This is a genomic window from Roseibium album (assembly GCF_965233825.1).
GTDB classification, from domain to species: Bacteria; Pseudomonadota; Alphaproteobacteria; order Rhizobiales; family Stappiaceae; genus Roseibium; species Roseibium album.
Genome location: NZ_OZ247583.1, coordinates 5,453,052 through 5,467,980 on the forward strand (window position 1 = coordinate 5,453,052; position 14,929 = coordinate 5,467,980).

The 14,929-nt window shown below is 56.3% G+C and carries 15 protein-coding genes; 7 read left to right on the plus strand and 8 right to left on the minus strand.

Annotated elements, in window-relative coordinates:
- Nucleotides 1–65: 65 nt before the first annotated feature.
- From ACO6TI_RS25055 to ACO6TI_RS25065, 3 genes are all read left to right on the plus strand, one after another.
- On the plus strand, nucleotides 66–1,730 hold the full coding sequence (locus ACO6TI_RS25055; protein ID WP_422383603.1) for a sulfatase-like hydrolase/transferase: 1,665 nt from the start codon (nucleotides 66–68) through the stop codon (nucleotides 1,728–1,730).
- Nucleotides 1,731–1,745: 15 nt separating this feature from the next.
- Nucleotides 1,746–2,078 (plus strand): hypothetical protein, encoded by a 333-nt coding sequence (locus tag ACO6TI_RS25060; RefSeq protein ID WP_108873814.1) that lies wholly within the window; start codon nucleotides 1,746–1,748, stop codon nucleotides 2,076–2,078.
- Between the two features lie 133 nt (nucleotides 2,079–2,211).
- Nucleotides 2,212–2,970 (plus strand): hypothetical protein, encoded by a 759-nt coding sequence (locus ACO6TI_RS25065; protein ID WP_055116529.1) that lies wholly within the window; start codon nucleotides 2,212–2,214, stop codon nucleotides 2,968–2,970.
- Between the two features lie 68 nt (nucleotides 2,971–3,038).
- Here ACO6TI_RS25065 and ACO6TI_RS25070 read toward each other — a convergent pair whose 3' ends face one another.
- The 4 genes from ACO6TI_RS25070 to ACO6TI_RS25085 are packed head-to-tail and all read right to left on the minus strand — an operon-like array spanning nucleotide 3,039 to nucleotide 8,608.
- Nucleotides 3,039–6,164, minus strand: a complete 3,126-nt coding sequence (locus ACO6TI_RS25070) for an efflux RND transporter permease subunit (protein ID WP_422383604.1) — start codon at nucleotides 6,162–6,164, stop codon at nucleotides 3,039–3,041.
- A complete protein-coding gene (locus ACO6TI_RS25075; protein WP_055116534.1) occupies nucleotides 6,161–7,294 on the minus strand; it encodes an efflux RND transporter periplasmic adaptor subunit in 1,134 nt (377 codons plus the stop codon). Before ACO6TI_RS25075 ends, ACO6TI_RS25070 begins: the two co-directional genes overlap by 4 nt.
- Complete coding sequence (locus ACO6TI_RS25080) at nucleotides 7,291–7,752, minus strand: DUF2147 domain-containing protein (RefSeq protein WP_422383605.1); 462 nt, start codon at nucleotides 7,750–7,752, stop codon at nucleotides 7,291–7,293. Before ACO6TI_RS25080 ends, ACO6TI_RS25075 begins: the two co-directional genes overlap by 4 nt.
- A complete protein-coding gene (locus tag ACO6TI_RS25085; protein WP_108873810.1) occupies nucleotides 7,745–8,608 on the minus strand; it encodes an ABC transporter six-transmembrane domain-containing protein in 864 nt (287 codons plus the stop codon). The genes ACO6TI_RS25080 and ACO6TI_RS25085 overlap by 8 nt, the downstream gene beginning before the upstream one ends.
- A 186-nt stretch (nucleotides 8,609–8,794) precedes the next feature.
- Here ACO6TI_RS25085 and ACO6TI_RS25090 point away from each other — a divergent pair, with 186 nt between their 5' ends.
- The 4 genes from ACO6TI_RS25090 (at nucleotide 8,795) to ACO6TI_RS25105 (ending at nucleotide 11,674) form a co-directional block, all read left to right on the plus strand.
- Nucleotides 8,795–9,388 (plus strand): TetR/AcrR family transcriptional regulator, encoded by a 594-nt coding sequence (locus ACO6TI_RS25090; RefSeq protein ID WP_197000909.1) that lies wholly within the window; start codon nucleotides 8,795–8,797, stop codon nucleotides 9,386–9,388.
- 109 nt (nucleotides 9,389–9,497) lie between these two features.
- The gene (locus ACO6TI_RS25095; protein WP_197000910.1) at nucleotides 9,498–10,109 is read left to right on the plus strand and encodes a CDP-alcohol phosphatidyltransferase family protein; all 612 of its coding nucleotides are present in this window, start codon (nucleotides 9,498–9,500) and stop codon (nucleotides 10,107–10,109) included.
- Complete coding sequence (locus ACO6TI_RS25100) at nucleotides 10,106–11,032, plus strand: phosphatidate cytidylyltransferase (RefSeq protein ID WP_055116542.1); 927 nt, start codon at nucleotides 10,106–10,108, stop codon at nucleotides 11,030–11,032. Before ACO6TI_RS25095 ends, ACO6TI_RS25100 begins: the two co-directional genes overlap by 4 nt.
- Nucleotides 11,033–11,044: 12 nt before the next feature.
- Nucleotides 11,045–11,674, plus strand: coding sequence for a lysophospholipid acyltransferase family protein (locus ACO6TI_RS25105; protein ID WP_055116544.1), 630 nt, complete (start codon nucleotides 11,045–11,047; stop codon nucleotides 11,672–11,674).
- Nucleotides 11,675–11,912: 238 nt separating this feature from the next.
- Here the strand turns inward: ACO6TI_RS25105 and ACO6TI_RS25110 are convergent, their stop codons facing one another.
- The 4 genes from ACO6TI_RS25110 to ACO6TI_RS25125 form a co-directional block, all read right to left on the minus strand.
- Nucleotides 11,913–12,071 (minus strand): hypothetical protein, encoded by a 159-nt coding sequence (locus tag ACO6TI_RS25110; protein ID WP_196914888.1) that lies wholly within the window; start codon nucleotides 12,069–12,071, stop codon nucleotides 11,913–11,915.
- Between the two features lie 93 nt (nucleotides 12,072–12,164).
- Nucleotides 12,165–12,500 (minus strand): cupin domain-containing protein, encoded by a 336-nt coding sequence (locus tag ACO6TI_RS25115; RefSeq protein ID WP_055116979.1) that lies wholly within the window; start codon nucleotides 12,498–12,500, stop codon nucleotides 12,165–12,167.
- A 250-nt stretch (nucleotides 12,501–12,750) separates the two neighbouring features.
- Nucleotides 12,751–14,079, minus strand: a complete 1,329-nt coding sequence (gene chrA / locus ACO6TI_RS25120) for a chromate efflux transporter (protein ID WP_422383606.1) — start codon at nucleotides 14,077–14,079, stop codon at nucleotides 12,751–12,753.
- Nucleotides 14,080–14,083: 4 nt separating this feature from the next.
- Nucleotides 14,084–14,902, minus strand: coding sequence for a chromate resistance protein ChrB domain-containing protein (locus tag ACO6TI_RS25125; RefSeq protein WP_422383607.1), 819 nt, complete (start codon nucleotides 14,900–14,902; stop codon nucleotides 14,084–14,086).
- Nucleotides 14,903–14,929: the final 27 nt, after the last annotated feature.

Genomic DNA, 14,929 nt, shown 5'->3' on the forward strand with positions numbered 1-14,929 from the left:
CCCAAATCAGCAAAAATCAATCAGTTTCAGAAACTTGCGTTTACAACACCTCGTGGGAGCCAGGCATGAGAAAACTGCTAACGGCAATGACATTCGCTCTGTTGATCACCTCGGCACAGGCCCAAGACGCCCCGATCGCACATGATGCGGAGTTTTACATCCTGCAGGCCCAACACGCCGATCAATGGACCGAGGATGACGCGGCCGTAGACGCTGCATTGGCACAATTCCGAGCCGGCAACGATGGCAAACCACCCAACATCTTGAGCATACTTGTTGACGACATGGGCTTCGGTGACATGGGCATTCCGGAGCTGAACGCCGTTCGCGGCTACGAGACGCCCAACATAAACCAGTTGGCCGACGAAGGCATGCGCATGGTGCGCATGTATACCGAACCTTCGTGTACGCCGACGCGGGTTGCACAGATGACCGGCCGCCTGCCGGTACGCATGGGGATGGGTGACACCAGCGTGGACATCTCCGGGTTCGGTCTTCCAGGCAACGAAGTGACCTTGGCAGAAGTCCTGAGCGAGGGCGGTTACAGCACATCGCATGTCGGCAAATGGCACATGGGCGACATCCCGGAAAGCTGGGCCATGAACCAGGGTTTCGACTATGCACAGCACGCCGTTCACCAGCAGGGACAGCTGACGATTTTCCACGACGACGCCATCCGCGAACAGGTTTCCGTCGGAATTGCCGACTTCGATCCGGCCTACACTCTGGACGATCTCTTCAGGCCCGATGCCTCGGCGATGGCAACCGTTATCGAGGGCAAGCCGGGTGAGCCGATCCGCGAAATTCGAATGGCAGCAGGCGAGCGCTGGACGGCCGCGAAATATGACGAGATGAATCAGGCATTCCAGGACAAGACACTGGATGAGCTGCGCCGATTGGCGGGTGAGAACGAGCCATTCTTCCTGCAATACTGGCCAATGATACCGCTCGACAACACACGCACCGGCCGGGACGGTCCAGACAGCCCGAACGGTGGTCTTTATGCTGACAAGATGCAACTCCTGGATACCTGGGTTGGCGACATCATGGCCGAGTTGGATACCCTGGGCATTGCGGACAATACGATTGTCGTTCTCATGGGTGACAACGGTCACTTCACGAAATATGCCCCGCAATCCGGATTTACGCCGATGATTTACAAAGGTGGCAAGGGCGACACCAGCGAGGGTGGCGTCCGGGTCGATGCCTTCATCAAGTGGCCCGGAATGATCGCGCCAGACTCCATGGTGAACAACATCATCCATGTATCCGACCTCTATACGACCCTGTCTCGCTTTGCCGGAGCGGATCAGTTCATTCCAAGAGACAGGTTGGTGGACGGGGTCGACCAGTCCGCGTCACTCCTTTTTGAGGACGAAAGCAAGGGACGGCGGGACCATGTCATCGTCTATTCGATCAGCACACCCAAAGCGATCGTAAAAGACAAGTTGCGGCTGAACCTGCCTGGCCCCGGCGAGAGCCCGATCCTCGCAGAATTCTTCGATCTCTATCGCGACACCCATGAGAAATATCCTGTCTCCACCGAGGTGGGTGCATGGGGTGGCCAGGAATTTGTCCGCATCCTCGGACGGCATATGGCGCGCAAGGAAAAATATCCGGATGGGCCTCCGGCCTACGGGGTTCCTTATGAAGGGATCGAAAACCTGCGGCCGGAAACGCAGGCTGCGGTCGAAGCCTTTGCAATCAAGCGTGGATCCGTGACGAAATAAAGCCTGGAGGATGTCATGATCGACAGGGAGCGGCGAACTCTCAAGGTCTCCAAAAGTTTTGCTGCCGCAGTCGCGGTGATAACTTTCACAGCAGGTCTGTTTCTGGAGATCAGGCGTGACACCGCCACACGGTCGTTATCCGCACCTGCGGTGACGACCGCGGCGGCACAAAAGCCAGGAACCGTACGTCGATCGGCACGCCGTACCGTGCGCCGAACAACGCGGAGAGTGAATGCCTTGCCGTCCGGATGCAGCAAAGTCGTGGTCGATGGTGTTGCATATCAGCAATGCGGCGGGAGTTATTACCTCGCGGACGGTAGCGGTTACGTTATTGTTGTGTTTGAATAAAAAAACCGATTCATCTGTAGGTGAACCGTGAAAATGCTGAGAAGGGCAAGAATTCATGCGTAAAAATTACAATATCTCGAAATTATTCCGAGATCTTGGATTGATTTTATTCGCAACCGGGTTGCCTTTGACCATGGTGCAAGCTGCTGACCTGCCACCATCACCTATCGTGGAAACCTATCCCGCCAACGATCGGATCAACCGGACCTGGGAGTTCCTGATTGCGCCTTATTTCGTGGCGGCAAACATTACCGGAACGACGCAGGTCGGACGTTTGCCAAGCACGGATATCGACGTCGGCACTGACGATATTCTTGAAAATCTGCGATTTGGTGCAATGGTTCGCGCCGAAGCGCTTTATCAGCAGAAATTCGGCGCGATGCTGGACGTTGCCTACATGGGGCTTGGTGCGTCGGCGGATTCGCGCGTTGGCGGCGGACGGATCAGCGTCGGGGTTGACCAGCTCATCGTCGAAGGCATGCTGTTCTATCGCGTCCACAACTCTCCTCAGACTTCGGTCGACCTCTATGCCGGGGGGCGCTATTGGGACATCAACCTCGACCTGAACGCCAACGGAACATTTGCCGGCAGTTTCGACATCTCAAGAGGCGACGACTGGATCGACCCGGTCATCGGCATACGCGCTATCCATCAGTTCAATGACAAATGGTCTGCGAATGCCAGGGGTGATATCGGCGGTTTTGGTGTTGCTTCCGACTTCTCCTGGAACGTTCAGGCAGGTGTCGGCTACCACTTCAACCAGACCTGGTCGGCCCACCTGCAGTACAAGGCGCTGAGCGTCGACTACGACAACGACAAATCCGGCGCGAACAGGTTCGCATACGATACCATCACGCATGGGCCGCTGCTCGGTGTCGCCGCCCGCTTTTAGTTGAAACAGGCATGTGTCACCGGAAGCCGCCGACTTTGGCGGCTTCGTCAATTTAAGGGGACCATGCATCAAGCCGGCGCGACTTCAACAGTTGGAGATTTTCCGAAAACTATCCTTCGGACATCCTGCGAGATCGCCAGCAGCACCGGTATCAGAATCAGGGTGATCAAGGTCGCGAAAATCTCGCCATAGGCCAGGGAAACAGCCGCCGGGATAAGATAGCGGGCCTGCTCGGATGTTTCGCTCATGAGCGGCAACAGCCCGACAACGGTGGTTGCGGTCGTCAGAAAAATAGCCTGAAAGCGGTCCACGCCGCATCTGAACGTTGCTTCCTCACTCGGCATCCCCTCTTCCCTGGACTGGACATAGAACGTCATCATGACGAGCGAGTCATTCACCACAACCCCGATCAATGCCAGCACGCCAAAAAATGACAGGAGTGAAAACGGCAGGTCCATGATTGCGTGGCCTATGACCGCTCCGACAAATCCGAACGGAACCACGGACATGATAATCAGCGGCTTCCAATAGGATTTGAGCGGTACTGCCATCAGAATGTAGATCAGGAGACAGGCAATGATGACGGCGCGCAGAAGACCACCTCTCATTTCGCCAATCTCTTCCAGCTCACCGCCCCTGTCGATTGCGAGACCCGGATACTTTTCTTCCAGTTCCCCGGTGAACCCGCCGAACAGTGCCTGGCCGATCTCTTCCGGTGATACGACTTCGCGATTCACGTCGGCCAGCACGGTCGCAACAAGATCGCCGTTCCGGCGCTGGACCTTCTCCGATACATATCGTGGCTCAATTTCCGCAACGGTCGAAAGCGATATCCAGTCCCCTTTCTCACTCTTCAGCCGGAGTGCCATCAGGTCTTCGATACGGTCACGAGAATCTCGTGAATTGCGCACCACGACCCGGACTTCGGAGGTACCCCGCTGAATGCGCTGCGCTTCTCCGCCGCCGAATGCATAGCCGATCTGGCTTGCCAGACGTTCGGAAGTAAATCCGAGCGCACGTGCTTCAGGTTTCAGTCTGAGCCTGAGTTCCGGCTGCCCGGTCAGGAAGGTATCGCGGACGTTTGACACTCCCTCGAACTGTGCCAGCCGCTCTTGCAGATCCAGACTGGCATCTGCCAAAAGCTCCTTGTCCGGACCGATCAGTCGGATCCGGAACCCTCCGCCGAAATCCTCAAATGCGGAAAATGTGAGTTCCGAAACCCCTTCCAGGGGACCGACGCGCTGTTTCCAGTTTTCAAGAACGTCCGATGTGGACAGTTCGGGCCTTGCTTCGGAAGGTGTCAGCTCCAGGTAAAGCTCTGCAGACGCCGTTCCATTCAGAAACGCAAAGAGGTGTGCAACCGGGCCTGCCCCTTCAGCAGTGTGCAAGGCCGGATCTTCGTTCAGGGCCAGCCCCGCCTCCTCAAGGATGGCAACATTGCGTTTCGTCAGATGTGCCGGAGCGCGTTGATCCATGGTCAGGGAAACGGAGATGACCTGGCCGGGGACATTGGGGAAGAACGTGGACTTGATCTGGCCTTTTCCCATCAGGCCGAAAACCAGCGTTGCCACCGCGACAAAAACAACGAGAACGGAGTACCGGTTTGCGAGCGACCACTTGAGCACAGGCGCATAGACCCGGTCCCTGAACCCCATCAGGCATCCGCGTGCAAAACCCTGAAAACGCGCCCACCCTCGTGAGAGCGGGTTCGACTTTCCTGTTTTATCCATGGAAATGTGAGCAAGGTGCGCCGGCAGGATAAGCTTGCTCTCCAGCAGCGAGAACAACAGCGCCAGTATGACGACGCCTGCAAAACCCGCCAGCACTTTGCCCAGGGGACTGTCGATCAGCAGCATCGGAAAGAACGCCGCTATTGTCGTGAGCACGCCGAAAACCGTGGCCGTCGAAACCCGCGCGACCCCGGCCTCGGTGCCGCGCAAGGGATCAACGTAACGTTTTCGCTGCTCGTGCACGCTTTCACCCACAACAACGGCATCGTCCACCAGAATGCCCAGCACGATGATGAAACCGAACGTGGTGATATCGTTGAGCGAATAGTCGACCCAGCCCGTGGTCGACACGGCCAGCGCCCCCGCAATGGAAATCGGAATCCCCATGGCGACCCAGAAGGCGAGTTTTACATTCAAAAAGACGGCCAGCATCAAAGCCACAAGGACAAGACCCTGAATCGCGCTGTTGCTCAGAAGTTCCAGGCGATCTGAAATGTAATCGCGGGAGTTGCCCCAGACGGCAATTTCGACGCCTTCTGGCAGGGTCCGTTCAACTTCGCCAACAATGGCGTCGGCAGCCTCCGAGACGCGCAGCAGATTATCCTTGCGCCCGATCAGGACTTCCATGCCGACCGATGGTTGACGATTGAAGCGGGTTTCAATGTCGATTTCTTCAAATCCGTCGGTGATTTTCGCAATGTCACCAAGCAAGGTCGTCGTTCCGTCAGGCCATCTGACAACGGGAATGTCCTGGTAGTCCCGTAGCGAATTTGCCTGACTGTCGGCTCGCAGCGAGATGTATCCCCCTTCCGTTCGCAAGGTGCCGCCTTGAAAATAGAGCGACGTTTCCCGGATACGTGTCATGACATCTGCAAGTGTGAGGTTCAGGCGCTCCAGTGTGCCGGGCAGAAACTCGATGGCAATTTCCTGATCCTGCAGGCCCCAGTTGTTGACCCGGGAGATTTCAGGACTGGCAAGCAGATCGGCCCTGAGCCCGCGGGCAATTTTCTGCAAGGACTTGAGATCGGTTTCGCCGAAGACCTGAACATAAAGGGCCGGCACATCGAAATTGTTGGTCTCGATCACCGGTCGACGGGCATCTTTAGGAAGATCTGCCAGTCCGTCGATCTTCAAGCGGACGTTGTCGAGCAGTTTTTGCAGGTCGTATCCGTTGTTTTTCTGAATTGAAACCAGCGAAAAGCCAGGTTCGGAGGTCGACCGGACGGCCTTGACACCTTCGAGCCCCTCGATCGCCTTTTCCATCTTTTGCGTGATCTGCTCGTCGACCTGTGCCGTGTAGGCATTTGGGAAGAAAGTCGACACGGTCACCGTATCGGCCGGAATTTTCGGAAAACCTTCTATTCGGATCGTCAGGAGCGATGTCACGCCGGCAATCAGTATGAAAACCATCAACAGGTTTGCTGCCACCGGATTGCGGATAAACCAGTTTGTGAGCCAGGTCATTCGCCCTGTCCTCCGCTTACCGGTGCCACCACTTGCCCCGGAAGATAAGCACTCATGGGAAGTCGGACGATCCGCAACACGTCTCCTGTGGACGCATCGTCTGGCGCTTTCACGACAACATCTCCGCTGTTGCGGAACAACGCGGAGGCTTCGTATCTTTGCAATCGGTCAGCCGGATCGACAAACCAGACAAAACCGTTTTGCGTCAGCGCGCTTTCGGGAATCCGGAGCGTGTTTTCGACCTGTTGCCCCTGCAGGGCAACGCGGACAAACTGTCCGGGCAAGGCAAGTGTTTCTGCGGACCTGTCAACCTCGAGGAAGAGCTGGTATCTGCGCGACTGAGGTTCGAGGAAACCTCCGCCGCGCTTCACCTTTGCGGTTCCGATATGAGAACCGGCATCGTCAAAGAGATCCGCGCGCCCGTCTTCCCAGTTTGCCGCCAGCAATCTCCACTCATTCGGGGAAAGAGACACGCGTATGTCCAGTTGGCTGTCATCAAGCAAGGAAAACAGCACGTCCCCCTCGTTGACTGATTGTCCTGGGCTGACGCGCCGCTTCGTCACGATCGCATTGAACGGGGCCCTGATTGTCGTTGACCGCAAATCGAACTCAGCGGCGCCAACACGTGCCTCGGCGGCCGCGACGGATTGCTCGGCAACCCGGACCTCCGGCAGGTGAATGGCCATTTCCGGCGGTACTTCGTCCGGATTGACCGCTCGCCAGTCCTTCAGCGCGATGTCGCGCTTGTTTTCTTTCTGACGCAGCCCGAATTCGGCATTCTTGAGCGTATGGCGTGCTTCTTCAACACTTGCGAGAAATGGAGCTTCCTCCAGCGTCAGAAGGACGGTGTCGCCGGGAACCCTCGATCCGCCCAGCGCCAATGGAGAAATATCCTTGACGATCCCTGCAACGCGAGAGCGCAAGTCGACCTGCCAGCGCGGAACGACCTCCGCAAAAACCGATATGGTTCCCGCGTGGTTGCCAATCCTGGCGTCAACGACGGTCACGGGTCTCGGGGCCACCTCGGCACCCGTTTCGGTGACTTCGGCAACATCTTCAAGCGTTTCCAGATAAAGAACAACGCCGACAAGGGCCACAAGGGCCAGCACGATCCAGATTGCCTTTCTCATGTGCAAGGCTCCTTGAAAGTCTCGATCTTTTGCCAGGTCAGCTTGTGCGTTTTCGTTCGCCGCGCTTCGAAAACGCGTAACTCGAGAGCGTGTCCCACGAAGTTCGCCTGAAGGTCGTGGACTTGCCCGGTCTCGGGATCCAGAATTTTCCCGTCCTGCCAGAATTGGTTCCCGTCGCCTGACTGCAGGTCCCAGATCAAGGGCAATCCGCACAGCTCGGAGCGGTAGCGTTCGAGTTCGGTATTACTGGTCGCGCCTGGCAAACCCACAATTATCCCGCAGAGTTTCACACTGCCCGCTTCACAGGCGCCGATGGCAACGACGACACTCTTGTCTCCGTTAAGCCAATAGCCTTCCGGTGGTGTCCCGGCTTCAACAAGCCCTGGCAGCAACGAAATGAAGGAGGCGAAGGAAAGAACTGCAAGCAAACGGTCTGGCTTGATCGCCATATCAGGCATTTGAGTATCCGTCGTTGTCAGAGTTGATACGTGAGATGATTTCGCTGAGGCGTGACCAGCTCTGAAGCGCGACCGGAAGCATCAGTGCTGCTTCGACATACTCCCAGGAATAGCTTGCGATCGAGAAGATCTGGCCGGCTGTCACGTCCGGAATTCCGGCACCCTGGAAGAGATTGAAAGCGACAAAGGCGATTTGAAGCAGGAAAATCCCGCCATAAACGAGTGCTTCCGTATCCGATATGGAAACTTCGTGTCTGCGCAATGCTCGCAGATGACGGAACACGCCAAGCCGGTTTCCTGCAGCAAGCAGATCAACCTGCTGTTCCTTTTGTTCGTTCAGGCTGGCGTTGAAACGGTAGAACCGATGGTGGAAACAGCCATAAACGGCAATCATGCCGATCACGACGATGACAGCAGAGACACCCAGCCGGATGTCGAAATAGGTCAGGATGGCAAAACTGACTGCGATCTGGATAACCGCGGTGATCAGTTCAGGCGCGTCCGTTTCCAGAAAGTCGACCAGTTCCCTGGACATGTCGATCCGCGCGCTGCGCTTGGAGACCTGAAGAGATGACGTTCTTTTCTGGAGTTGCGAACCCAGATGCAGCCGGATGGTGCCATAGGTCCGCGTGTCGTATAACCTGCGCGCAACGGCGATGATCCCCAGCACGACAAGAATGGACATCATCCAGAACAGCTCGGTCATCTGCCCTTTCAGCAACCCATCGATAGTCCTGCCGATGAGCAAGGGGACAAACGCAATCAGCACATTTTCGACAAGGACAATGCCCCAGGTCAGCGCAATCCGGCTTCTGAATGTTCGCAGAATAAATGGAAGATCAATTTTTATGTGCATTGCCTAAACGTCTCAAATCAACTGAAATCCCTTTGAAAAGGGAAACCGAACGAGTGACCGCCGCTCTGGCGGGCCGGGTCGCATTGCACGGCGACAAAAAGGCCTTTATTAGATTATGAGCGAACGATCGTTCATTATGTAGTAATGAAATTCGAGAGTGCCAATGCACAAAACGAGAAAAGTCGGATGAGCGAAAAATTATCGCGCGCGGAAACCGCAGATGCGCGCCGGAAACACATCGTCGAAACCGCCGCTATCTGCTTTATCGAACAGGGGTTTCATCAGACCGGCATCCGCGACATAGCCAAACGAGCGGGCGTTTCCCTTGGCAACATCTACAATCATTTCGGTGGAAAGACCGAACTCATAGCGGAAATCGCCACTCTCGAAGCCGAAGATCTTGCCGAATTGCAAGAGGGCCTGACGACCAACACGGACCCGCTCGCCGCGCTTGAAACATTCGTGGAACGTTATCTGAAGCTGTGCAGCCAACCTGAAAACGCAGCTCTCACGATCGAAATTCTTGCCGAAGCCATGCGCAACCCGGTTATCGTGGAAGGCTTCCTTACCAATCGGGACAGTCTCCTATTGGCCCTCGAAGATCAGATTGCAGCCATTCGTAAACTGTCTGGCGGGAATCCGGACATACCGGACCGGGACTGCGCGAAGTTTACGCTTGATCTCATTGAGGGTTTGTCGATGCGTATCGCCTTTTCCGAAAGGAAGCCGAGCAAGAGAGAGCTGAACTCTTTGAAAAAGGCTGTCAAACGTCTAGTTTAAGCTCCCCTTGGCTCGCCACTCCGGCTCGTCAAACCTCTCTTGGCGAACCGGATGAATTTTCGGTCTTGTAAAATTTTCGCGTTCATTGGCCACTTCGGACAAACTTAATATGCCAACCATTTACCAGCTCAAATCCCGCTTTCAGGACATGCTCCGCCCGGTATGCCGCAAGCTTGCAGCAAGCGGTGTCACCGCCAATCAGGTGACGGTTTCGGCAATTGTCCTGTCTGTCCTGCAAGGAGCGCTGCTTTGGCTCTTTCCGGGTGCAGCCCTTCCCTTGCTGCTCCTGCCTGTCGTTCTTTTCCTCCGCATGGGTTTGAACGCCATCGACGGCATGCTTGCCCGGGAACACGATCAGAAATCTCATCTGGGTGCGGTTCTGAACGAGCTTGGAGACGTTGTATCGGACGCGGCACTCTATTTGCCGTTCGCCGCCCTGCCCTTTGTTCCAACCGAACTCGTCATCGGGCTGGTCGTCCTGGCACTCATTGGAGAAATGACTGGGGTCATTGGCGTTCAGGTCGGCGCGAGCCGCCGGTATGACGGGCCCTTCGGCAAGAGCGACCGTGCCGCGCTCTTCGGTTTCTGCGGGTTTTTGATGGGGATCGGGCTGACCACGCCAATTCTCTACCAGGTCCTGTTCGGTGTGGGTCTCATCTTGTCCGCACTCACGATTCTCAATCGAGCCCGCAATGCACTCAGGGAGCTGGAAACCCGATGAAACTACTCGCTATTCACTGGGCTCTGATCGGCATCTGGGCTCTGCTCACACTTGCCAGCATTGTTGTATTCGTCGTTTCAAAGCGTTCAAGCAAGGACATGAGCGAGCTCGTCCAGCGTACTCAGAGCTGGTGGGTCATGGTGGCGATCTTCACAGTCGCCTTCCTGGTCAGCCAAACCATTTCGATCATCGTGTTCGCACTCATCAGTTTCCTGGCGCTAAAGGAATATTTTTCGATGATCCCAACCCGCAGGGCCGACCGGCGGGTGCTTTTTTGGGCATATCTGTCGATCCCGGTTCAGTATTTCTGGGTCTACGACCATTACTACGGCATGTTTGCCGTCTTCATCCCGGTCTACATGTTCCTGTTTCTGCCTTTTGCAAGCTTGCTGTCCCAGCAGACAGACGGATTTCTCAAATCGGTGGGCACGCTTAACTGGGGACTGATGCTGTGCGTCTTTTCGATCAGCCACGCGGCATTTCTACTGATCCTGCCTGCGACGCCTGAAAGCAGCGCCGGCGGCGCCGGCCTGCTTTTGTTTCTGATCTTCCTGACCCAGTTCAACGATGTCGCCCAATACACCTGGGGCAAGCTCTTCGGGCGTCGCAAGATCATCCCAGGTGTCAGTCCCAACAAGACCTGGGAAGGTTTCCTTGGCGGTGTAGCCACCACATTCGTTCTCGCCATGCTGATCGCACCGCTTGTCACGCCTCTTGACCTGGCCCATGCCGCAGCGGCCGGCCTGTTGATTGCCATTGCCGGTTTCGTCGGCGATGTGACTGTTTCCGCTCTGAAGCGCGACCTCGGCGTCAAGGATACGGGCAGCCTCATTCCCGGACATGGCGGCATTCTGGACCGTATCGACAGCCTCACCTTCACGGCACCGCTGTTCTTTCACTTCATCCGATATTTTTATTACTAGGAGGCCGAATGCATGCTGCAAAAAGCCTTCTATTCATTCGTCAAGATCGCGGTCCTGTTCCTGTTGGGCCTGAACGTCCGGCGAAAGGATCTTCTCCCTTCAAAGGGACCGGCAATCATTGTTGCCAACCATAACAGCCATCTGGACACGATGGTGCTGATGGCCCTGATGCCGCTCTCCAGGCTCAAGGACATCAAGCCCGTAGCCGCTGCCGATTACTTCTTTTCCTCTCCTCGCAAAGCCTGGCTGTCGGAGCACGTCCTCGGCATCATACCGGTGGAAAGAACCAGCGCCGATAAATCAGTTGATCCGCTGGAGGGGTGTTACGAGGCTTTGGCGCAGGACAGGGTTTTGATCCTTTTTCCCGAGGGGTCCCGCGGCAAGCCGGAACAGATGACGGATCTGAAAAAGGGAGTTTCATATCTCGCCGAACGGTTCCCCGATGCTCCGGTCGTTCCCGTATTCACTCACGGCCTCGGCAAGGCCCTGCCCAAGGGATCCTTTATGCTGGTTCCGTTTTTCTGCGACATTTTTGTCGGTGAACCAATCACCTGGCCGGGAAACCGGACTCAGTTCATGGACAGTTTGAAAGAACGTTTCAGCCAACTTTCATCTGAAAAAAATTTTGCGTCCTGGGAGTGAGACACTTGCTGCCCTTCGCTGATCTTCAAACGCACCCCTGTTCTTCATTGTTCAGGCGCCACCTGATGAAGGCGCTCCAGAGAGCGCCATTCCATCGCAGTCATGTTCATTCCAATACGGTCTCTTCAGCACCTGGTTCCGTTGCACCCGCCTCATCAATATCTTCAGGGGCCCAAGCCTTTGTCTGATCCTCGGCAGGCCTTTCGACCTCGACCGTCACTTCGGCGGCTGCCTCCGGTCAATCGGCAGCGACAGTATCTCCGGTTCCGGTCTCGCCCTTCGGTATCTCTTCCCACAGGCGTGCCTCAACCAGCTTTCTGATCGGGCAGCGCAGTTCCCGCGCACCGAAATCGGCCCGGTAGTCTTCCGATGAAACATCGGTCAACTCCAACGACATCGAGCCCGGAAACCCAAAAATCTGAAAGAAGGAAAGACGGCAGGTCTGGCCGGGACGCACTATGAAAACCAGAAAACCGACCGGGCAGCGCCTTCAGCCGCGCAATTGATACCGGTCCGCTTCTTCAAAAACGTCAATTGCCTTGCTGCCCGCCTTGATGACGGCTCCGTGCTCAACCCCGCTTGGAATATCCCAGACAGCGCCAGGACCGAGCGTGTTTGTTTCGCCGTTGATCGTGAATTCGATTTCACCATCGAGCAGTGTTCCCCATTGGGCAAGATGGGAATGGGGCGGCAGTACAAAGTCTTTGTGAAACTCAAAGAAGACGACGAGACCGGCGTCAGAGCGTATGGCGTGAGTGCTCACGGTCTCTTCTGGAAATGGAATATCGAGTGCGGGAAAATTCTTTATGAAATCCGGTAACTGCATGCTGTTTCCTCCAAGCGGGACTGTGTCCACAACGCGTGCAGAGTGCACGGTTGCAGTAACCCGTTCAAGGCTTCTTTCACGAGAGACAGAGCAAGCGCCGATCCAGTTGGCACAAAGGCAATGCAATACCTCCCCGCGACAGCGCACACCGAAGAAACCTCCCTTAAAACAGGGAGTTGAAAGCAAAACCGGAATCAACACGTGATGAGATCGCAGGACAAATTTTCATTGCCCTGCGACTTTGGAAGGCTCAACCGACCTGGGACAGGAGCACGCCCCCCAGCGCGGCTGCAAGCAATGTCCAGATCAGGTTCGCGTGCAGACGCAGCAGCAAAAAGCCGCACAGGGCTGCAAGCACGGGCACCCGCCAGTCGAGGCTGCCGACATCCGGAACCCAAAGTGTCAGCCAACCCCATTGCAAAGATGCGACTGTCTGAAAGAAGACATGCAGCGCAAACCAGACCGACAGGTTGAGAACGACACCGACGACAGCCGCGATGATGGCTGAAAGAGCGGACTTGAGCCGAGGTTGCGCGGAGATCCACTCGATATAGGGCGCTCCGGCAAAGATCCACAGGAAGCAAGGGACAAAGGTTGCCCAGAGAGCCACAAGGCCACCTGCTATTCCCAAAGCTGTCCCGCCTTCATGAAACGCTGCGACATACCCGACGAACTGGGTCACCAGGATCAGGGGACCGGGCGTCGTCTCCGCAAGACCGAGCCCATCCATCATTTCCCCGGCACTCAGCCAGCCATGCAAGGTGACGACGTCCTGTGCCATATAGGCCAGGACGGCGTATGCCCCGCCGAAGGTGACAACAGCCAGCTTGGAAAAGAACCAGCCGATATCGCTCAGGATCGGGTAACCGGTAACCCATTCAAGAACCATGAGCGGCCCAAGCCATATCCCCAGGCTGACGACGACAGTTGCCAGCGTCCTTGAGGGAGATGTTCTGACACGAACCGGTTCTTCGACTGTTTTCCCGGCGACCTTGTGGCCGAAGGCAGCACCATAAAGTCCGGCGGCCAGCACGATCATCGGAAACGGCAAGGCGAGAAAGAAGATTGCGACAAAGGCCAGGCCGGCGATCACCCATTGCCGTCGTTCTGTCAGGGCCCTTTTCGAAAGCCGGATAAGTGCTTCCAGTACAACAATCAGCACGGCCGCCTTGATCCCGAGAAACAACTGGCTGATCAAGGGAACATTCCCGAACGCGGTGTAGACAGCGGCCAATGCGAAGATCGCGAGCGCTCCGGGCACGACAAAAAGCAGTCCTGCCAGCAACCCACCGGCAACACCGCGCAGTTTCCAGCCGCAATAGGTCGCAAGCTGCATGGCTTCCGGACCAGGCAAGAGCATGCAGAATCCGAGCGCGTTGACGTAGGTTTTTTCCGACAGCCAACCGGTTTCGTCGACCAGCTTGCGATGCATCAGTGCAATCTGGGCCGCCGGTCCGCCGAAGGACAGAACGCCGATACCGCCGAAAACGGACAAGAGCCGTTGCCATGACGTATTTTCGGCATCAGGCCTGTCTGGACCTCCGGCCGATACCCCGGCGGAAGTTGTGTGCGTTGACATGACTTCAGCCCTTTTTGCTTGCAGTTGGCCAATCATGTCCTTCGTCGGCCGCGTCGCGCGCCCATCGGTAAAAGGCATCGTAGAGACCCATACCTGCTTCCAATTGCTGCAGATCGTCTTTGTACATGCGCGACAGTCCCAGCGAGGCGGCCAGAAGACCGGCTGCTTCGGGTGCAAGATCATGACGATTTGTGTCTGCTGCACGCACTATTGTGGCAAGCCGGGAAAGCGGCTCGGTCTGAAGCGCGAACTCCTCCACCATCGTATCGAAGCTGCAGAGTTCTCCGCGGTGGCTCCAGAACGATCCTTCGATATCGAAGGGTGTCGCGTTGAATTTTTCGGCTACGGCTTCTACCTGCGTCGGTGATACGAACAGGAAACGGGCATCGGGATCCACAAAACGGCGGATCAGCCACGGACATGCGATCCGATCGATCTTCGGCCGGTGGCGCGTCACCCATACCGTTTGCCCGGCCTCATTGCATTCAGGCAGCTTTGCCGCCGGGATCATCGGCAATCCGGCCTCGCGCCAGGCAATGCAGCCGCCTTCAAGATTTTCGGCAGAAATTCCGTCCGACCTCAGAGTTGCGGCAACGCCCTCGGAAAGCTTCAGACCTCTCCAGCACGCAATCGCAACCTTGCGGCCTTTCAGCCGGTCCGAGATCTCGCCGATTTTCGAATACGGATGCCGGAAGGATCCCGGAATGAGGTGCGGATCGTCGTTAAAGTCCTCGTCAATACGCACATCGACAATCACCGGAGACTCAGGGGTTCCGATCAGTTTGGAAAGCTGGGATATGGATATGGAATTCAGAGACGGCATGGCGCGTCCTCCCGTTCAATTGGGTTT

Excerpts from the sequence above, each read along its gene's own strand:
- ACO6TI_RS25075 (WP_055116534.1), bottom strand. The coding sequence starts at position 7,294 with ATGAGAAAGGCAATCTGGATCGTGCTGGCCCTTGTGGCCCTTGTCGGC.
- ACO6TI_RS25115 (WP_055116979.1), bottom strand. The coding sequence starts at position 12,500 with ATGCAGTTACCGGATTTCATAAAGAATTTTCCCGCACTCGATATTCCA.
- ACO6TI_RS25105 (WP_055116544.1), top strand. The coding sequence starts at position 11,045 with ATGCTGCAAAAAGCCTTCTATTCATTCGTCAAGATCGCGGTCCTGTTC.
- ACO6TI_RS25065 (WP_055116529.1), top strand. The coding sequence starts at position 2,212 with ATGGTGCAAGCTGCTGACCTGCCACCATCACCTATCGTGGAAACCTAT.
- ACO6TI_RS25110 (WP_196914888.1), bottom strand. The coding sequence starts at position 12,071 with ATGTCGTTGGAGTTGACCGATGTTTCATCGGAAGACTACCGGGCCGAT.
- ACO6TI_RS25080 (WP_422383605.1), bottom strand. The coding sequence starts at position 7,752 with ATGCCTGATATGGCGATCAAGCCAGACCGTTTGCTTGCAGTTCTTTCC.
- ACO6TI_RS25095 (WP_197000910.1), top strand. The coding sequence starts at position 9,498 with ATGCCAACCATTTACCAGCTCAAATCCCGCTTTCAGGACATGCTCCGC.
- ACO6TI_RS25060 (WP_108873814.1), top strand. The coding sequence starts at position 1,746 with ATGATCGACAGGGAGCGGCGAACTCTCAAGGTCTCCAAAAGTTTTGCT.
- ACO6TI_RS25100 (WP_055116542.1), top strand. The coding sequence starts at position 10,106 with ATGAAACTACTCGCTATTCACTGGGCTCTGATCGGCATCTGGGCTCTG.
- chrA (WP_422383606.1), bottom strand. The coding sequence starts at position 14,079 with ATGTCAACGCACACAACTTCCGCCGGGGTATCGGCCGGAGGTCCAGAC.
- ACO6TI_RS25070 (WP_422383604.1), bottom strand. The coding sequence starts at position 6,164 with ATGACCTGGCTCACAAACTGGTTTATCCGCAATCCGGTGGCAGCAAAC.
- ACO6TI_RS25085 (WP_108873810.1), bottom strand. The coding sequence starts at position 8,608 with ATGCACATAAAAATTGATCTTCCATTTATTCTGCGAACATTCAGAAGC.
- ACO6TI_RS25090 (WP_197000909.1), top strand. The coding sequence starts at position 8,795 with ATGAGCGAAAAATTATCGCGCGCGGAAACCGCAGATGCGCGCCGGAAA.
- ACO6TI_RS25055 (WP_422383603.1), top strand. The coding sequence starts at position 66 with ATGAGAAAACTGCTAACGGCAATGACATTCGCTCTGTTGATCACCTCG.
- ACO6TI_RS25125 (WP_422383607.1), bottom strand. The coding sequence starts at position 14,902 with ATGCCGTCTCTGAATTCCATATCCATATCCCAGCTTTCCAAACTGATC.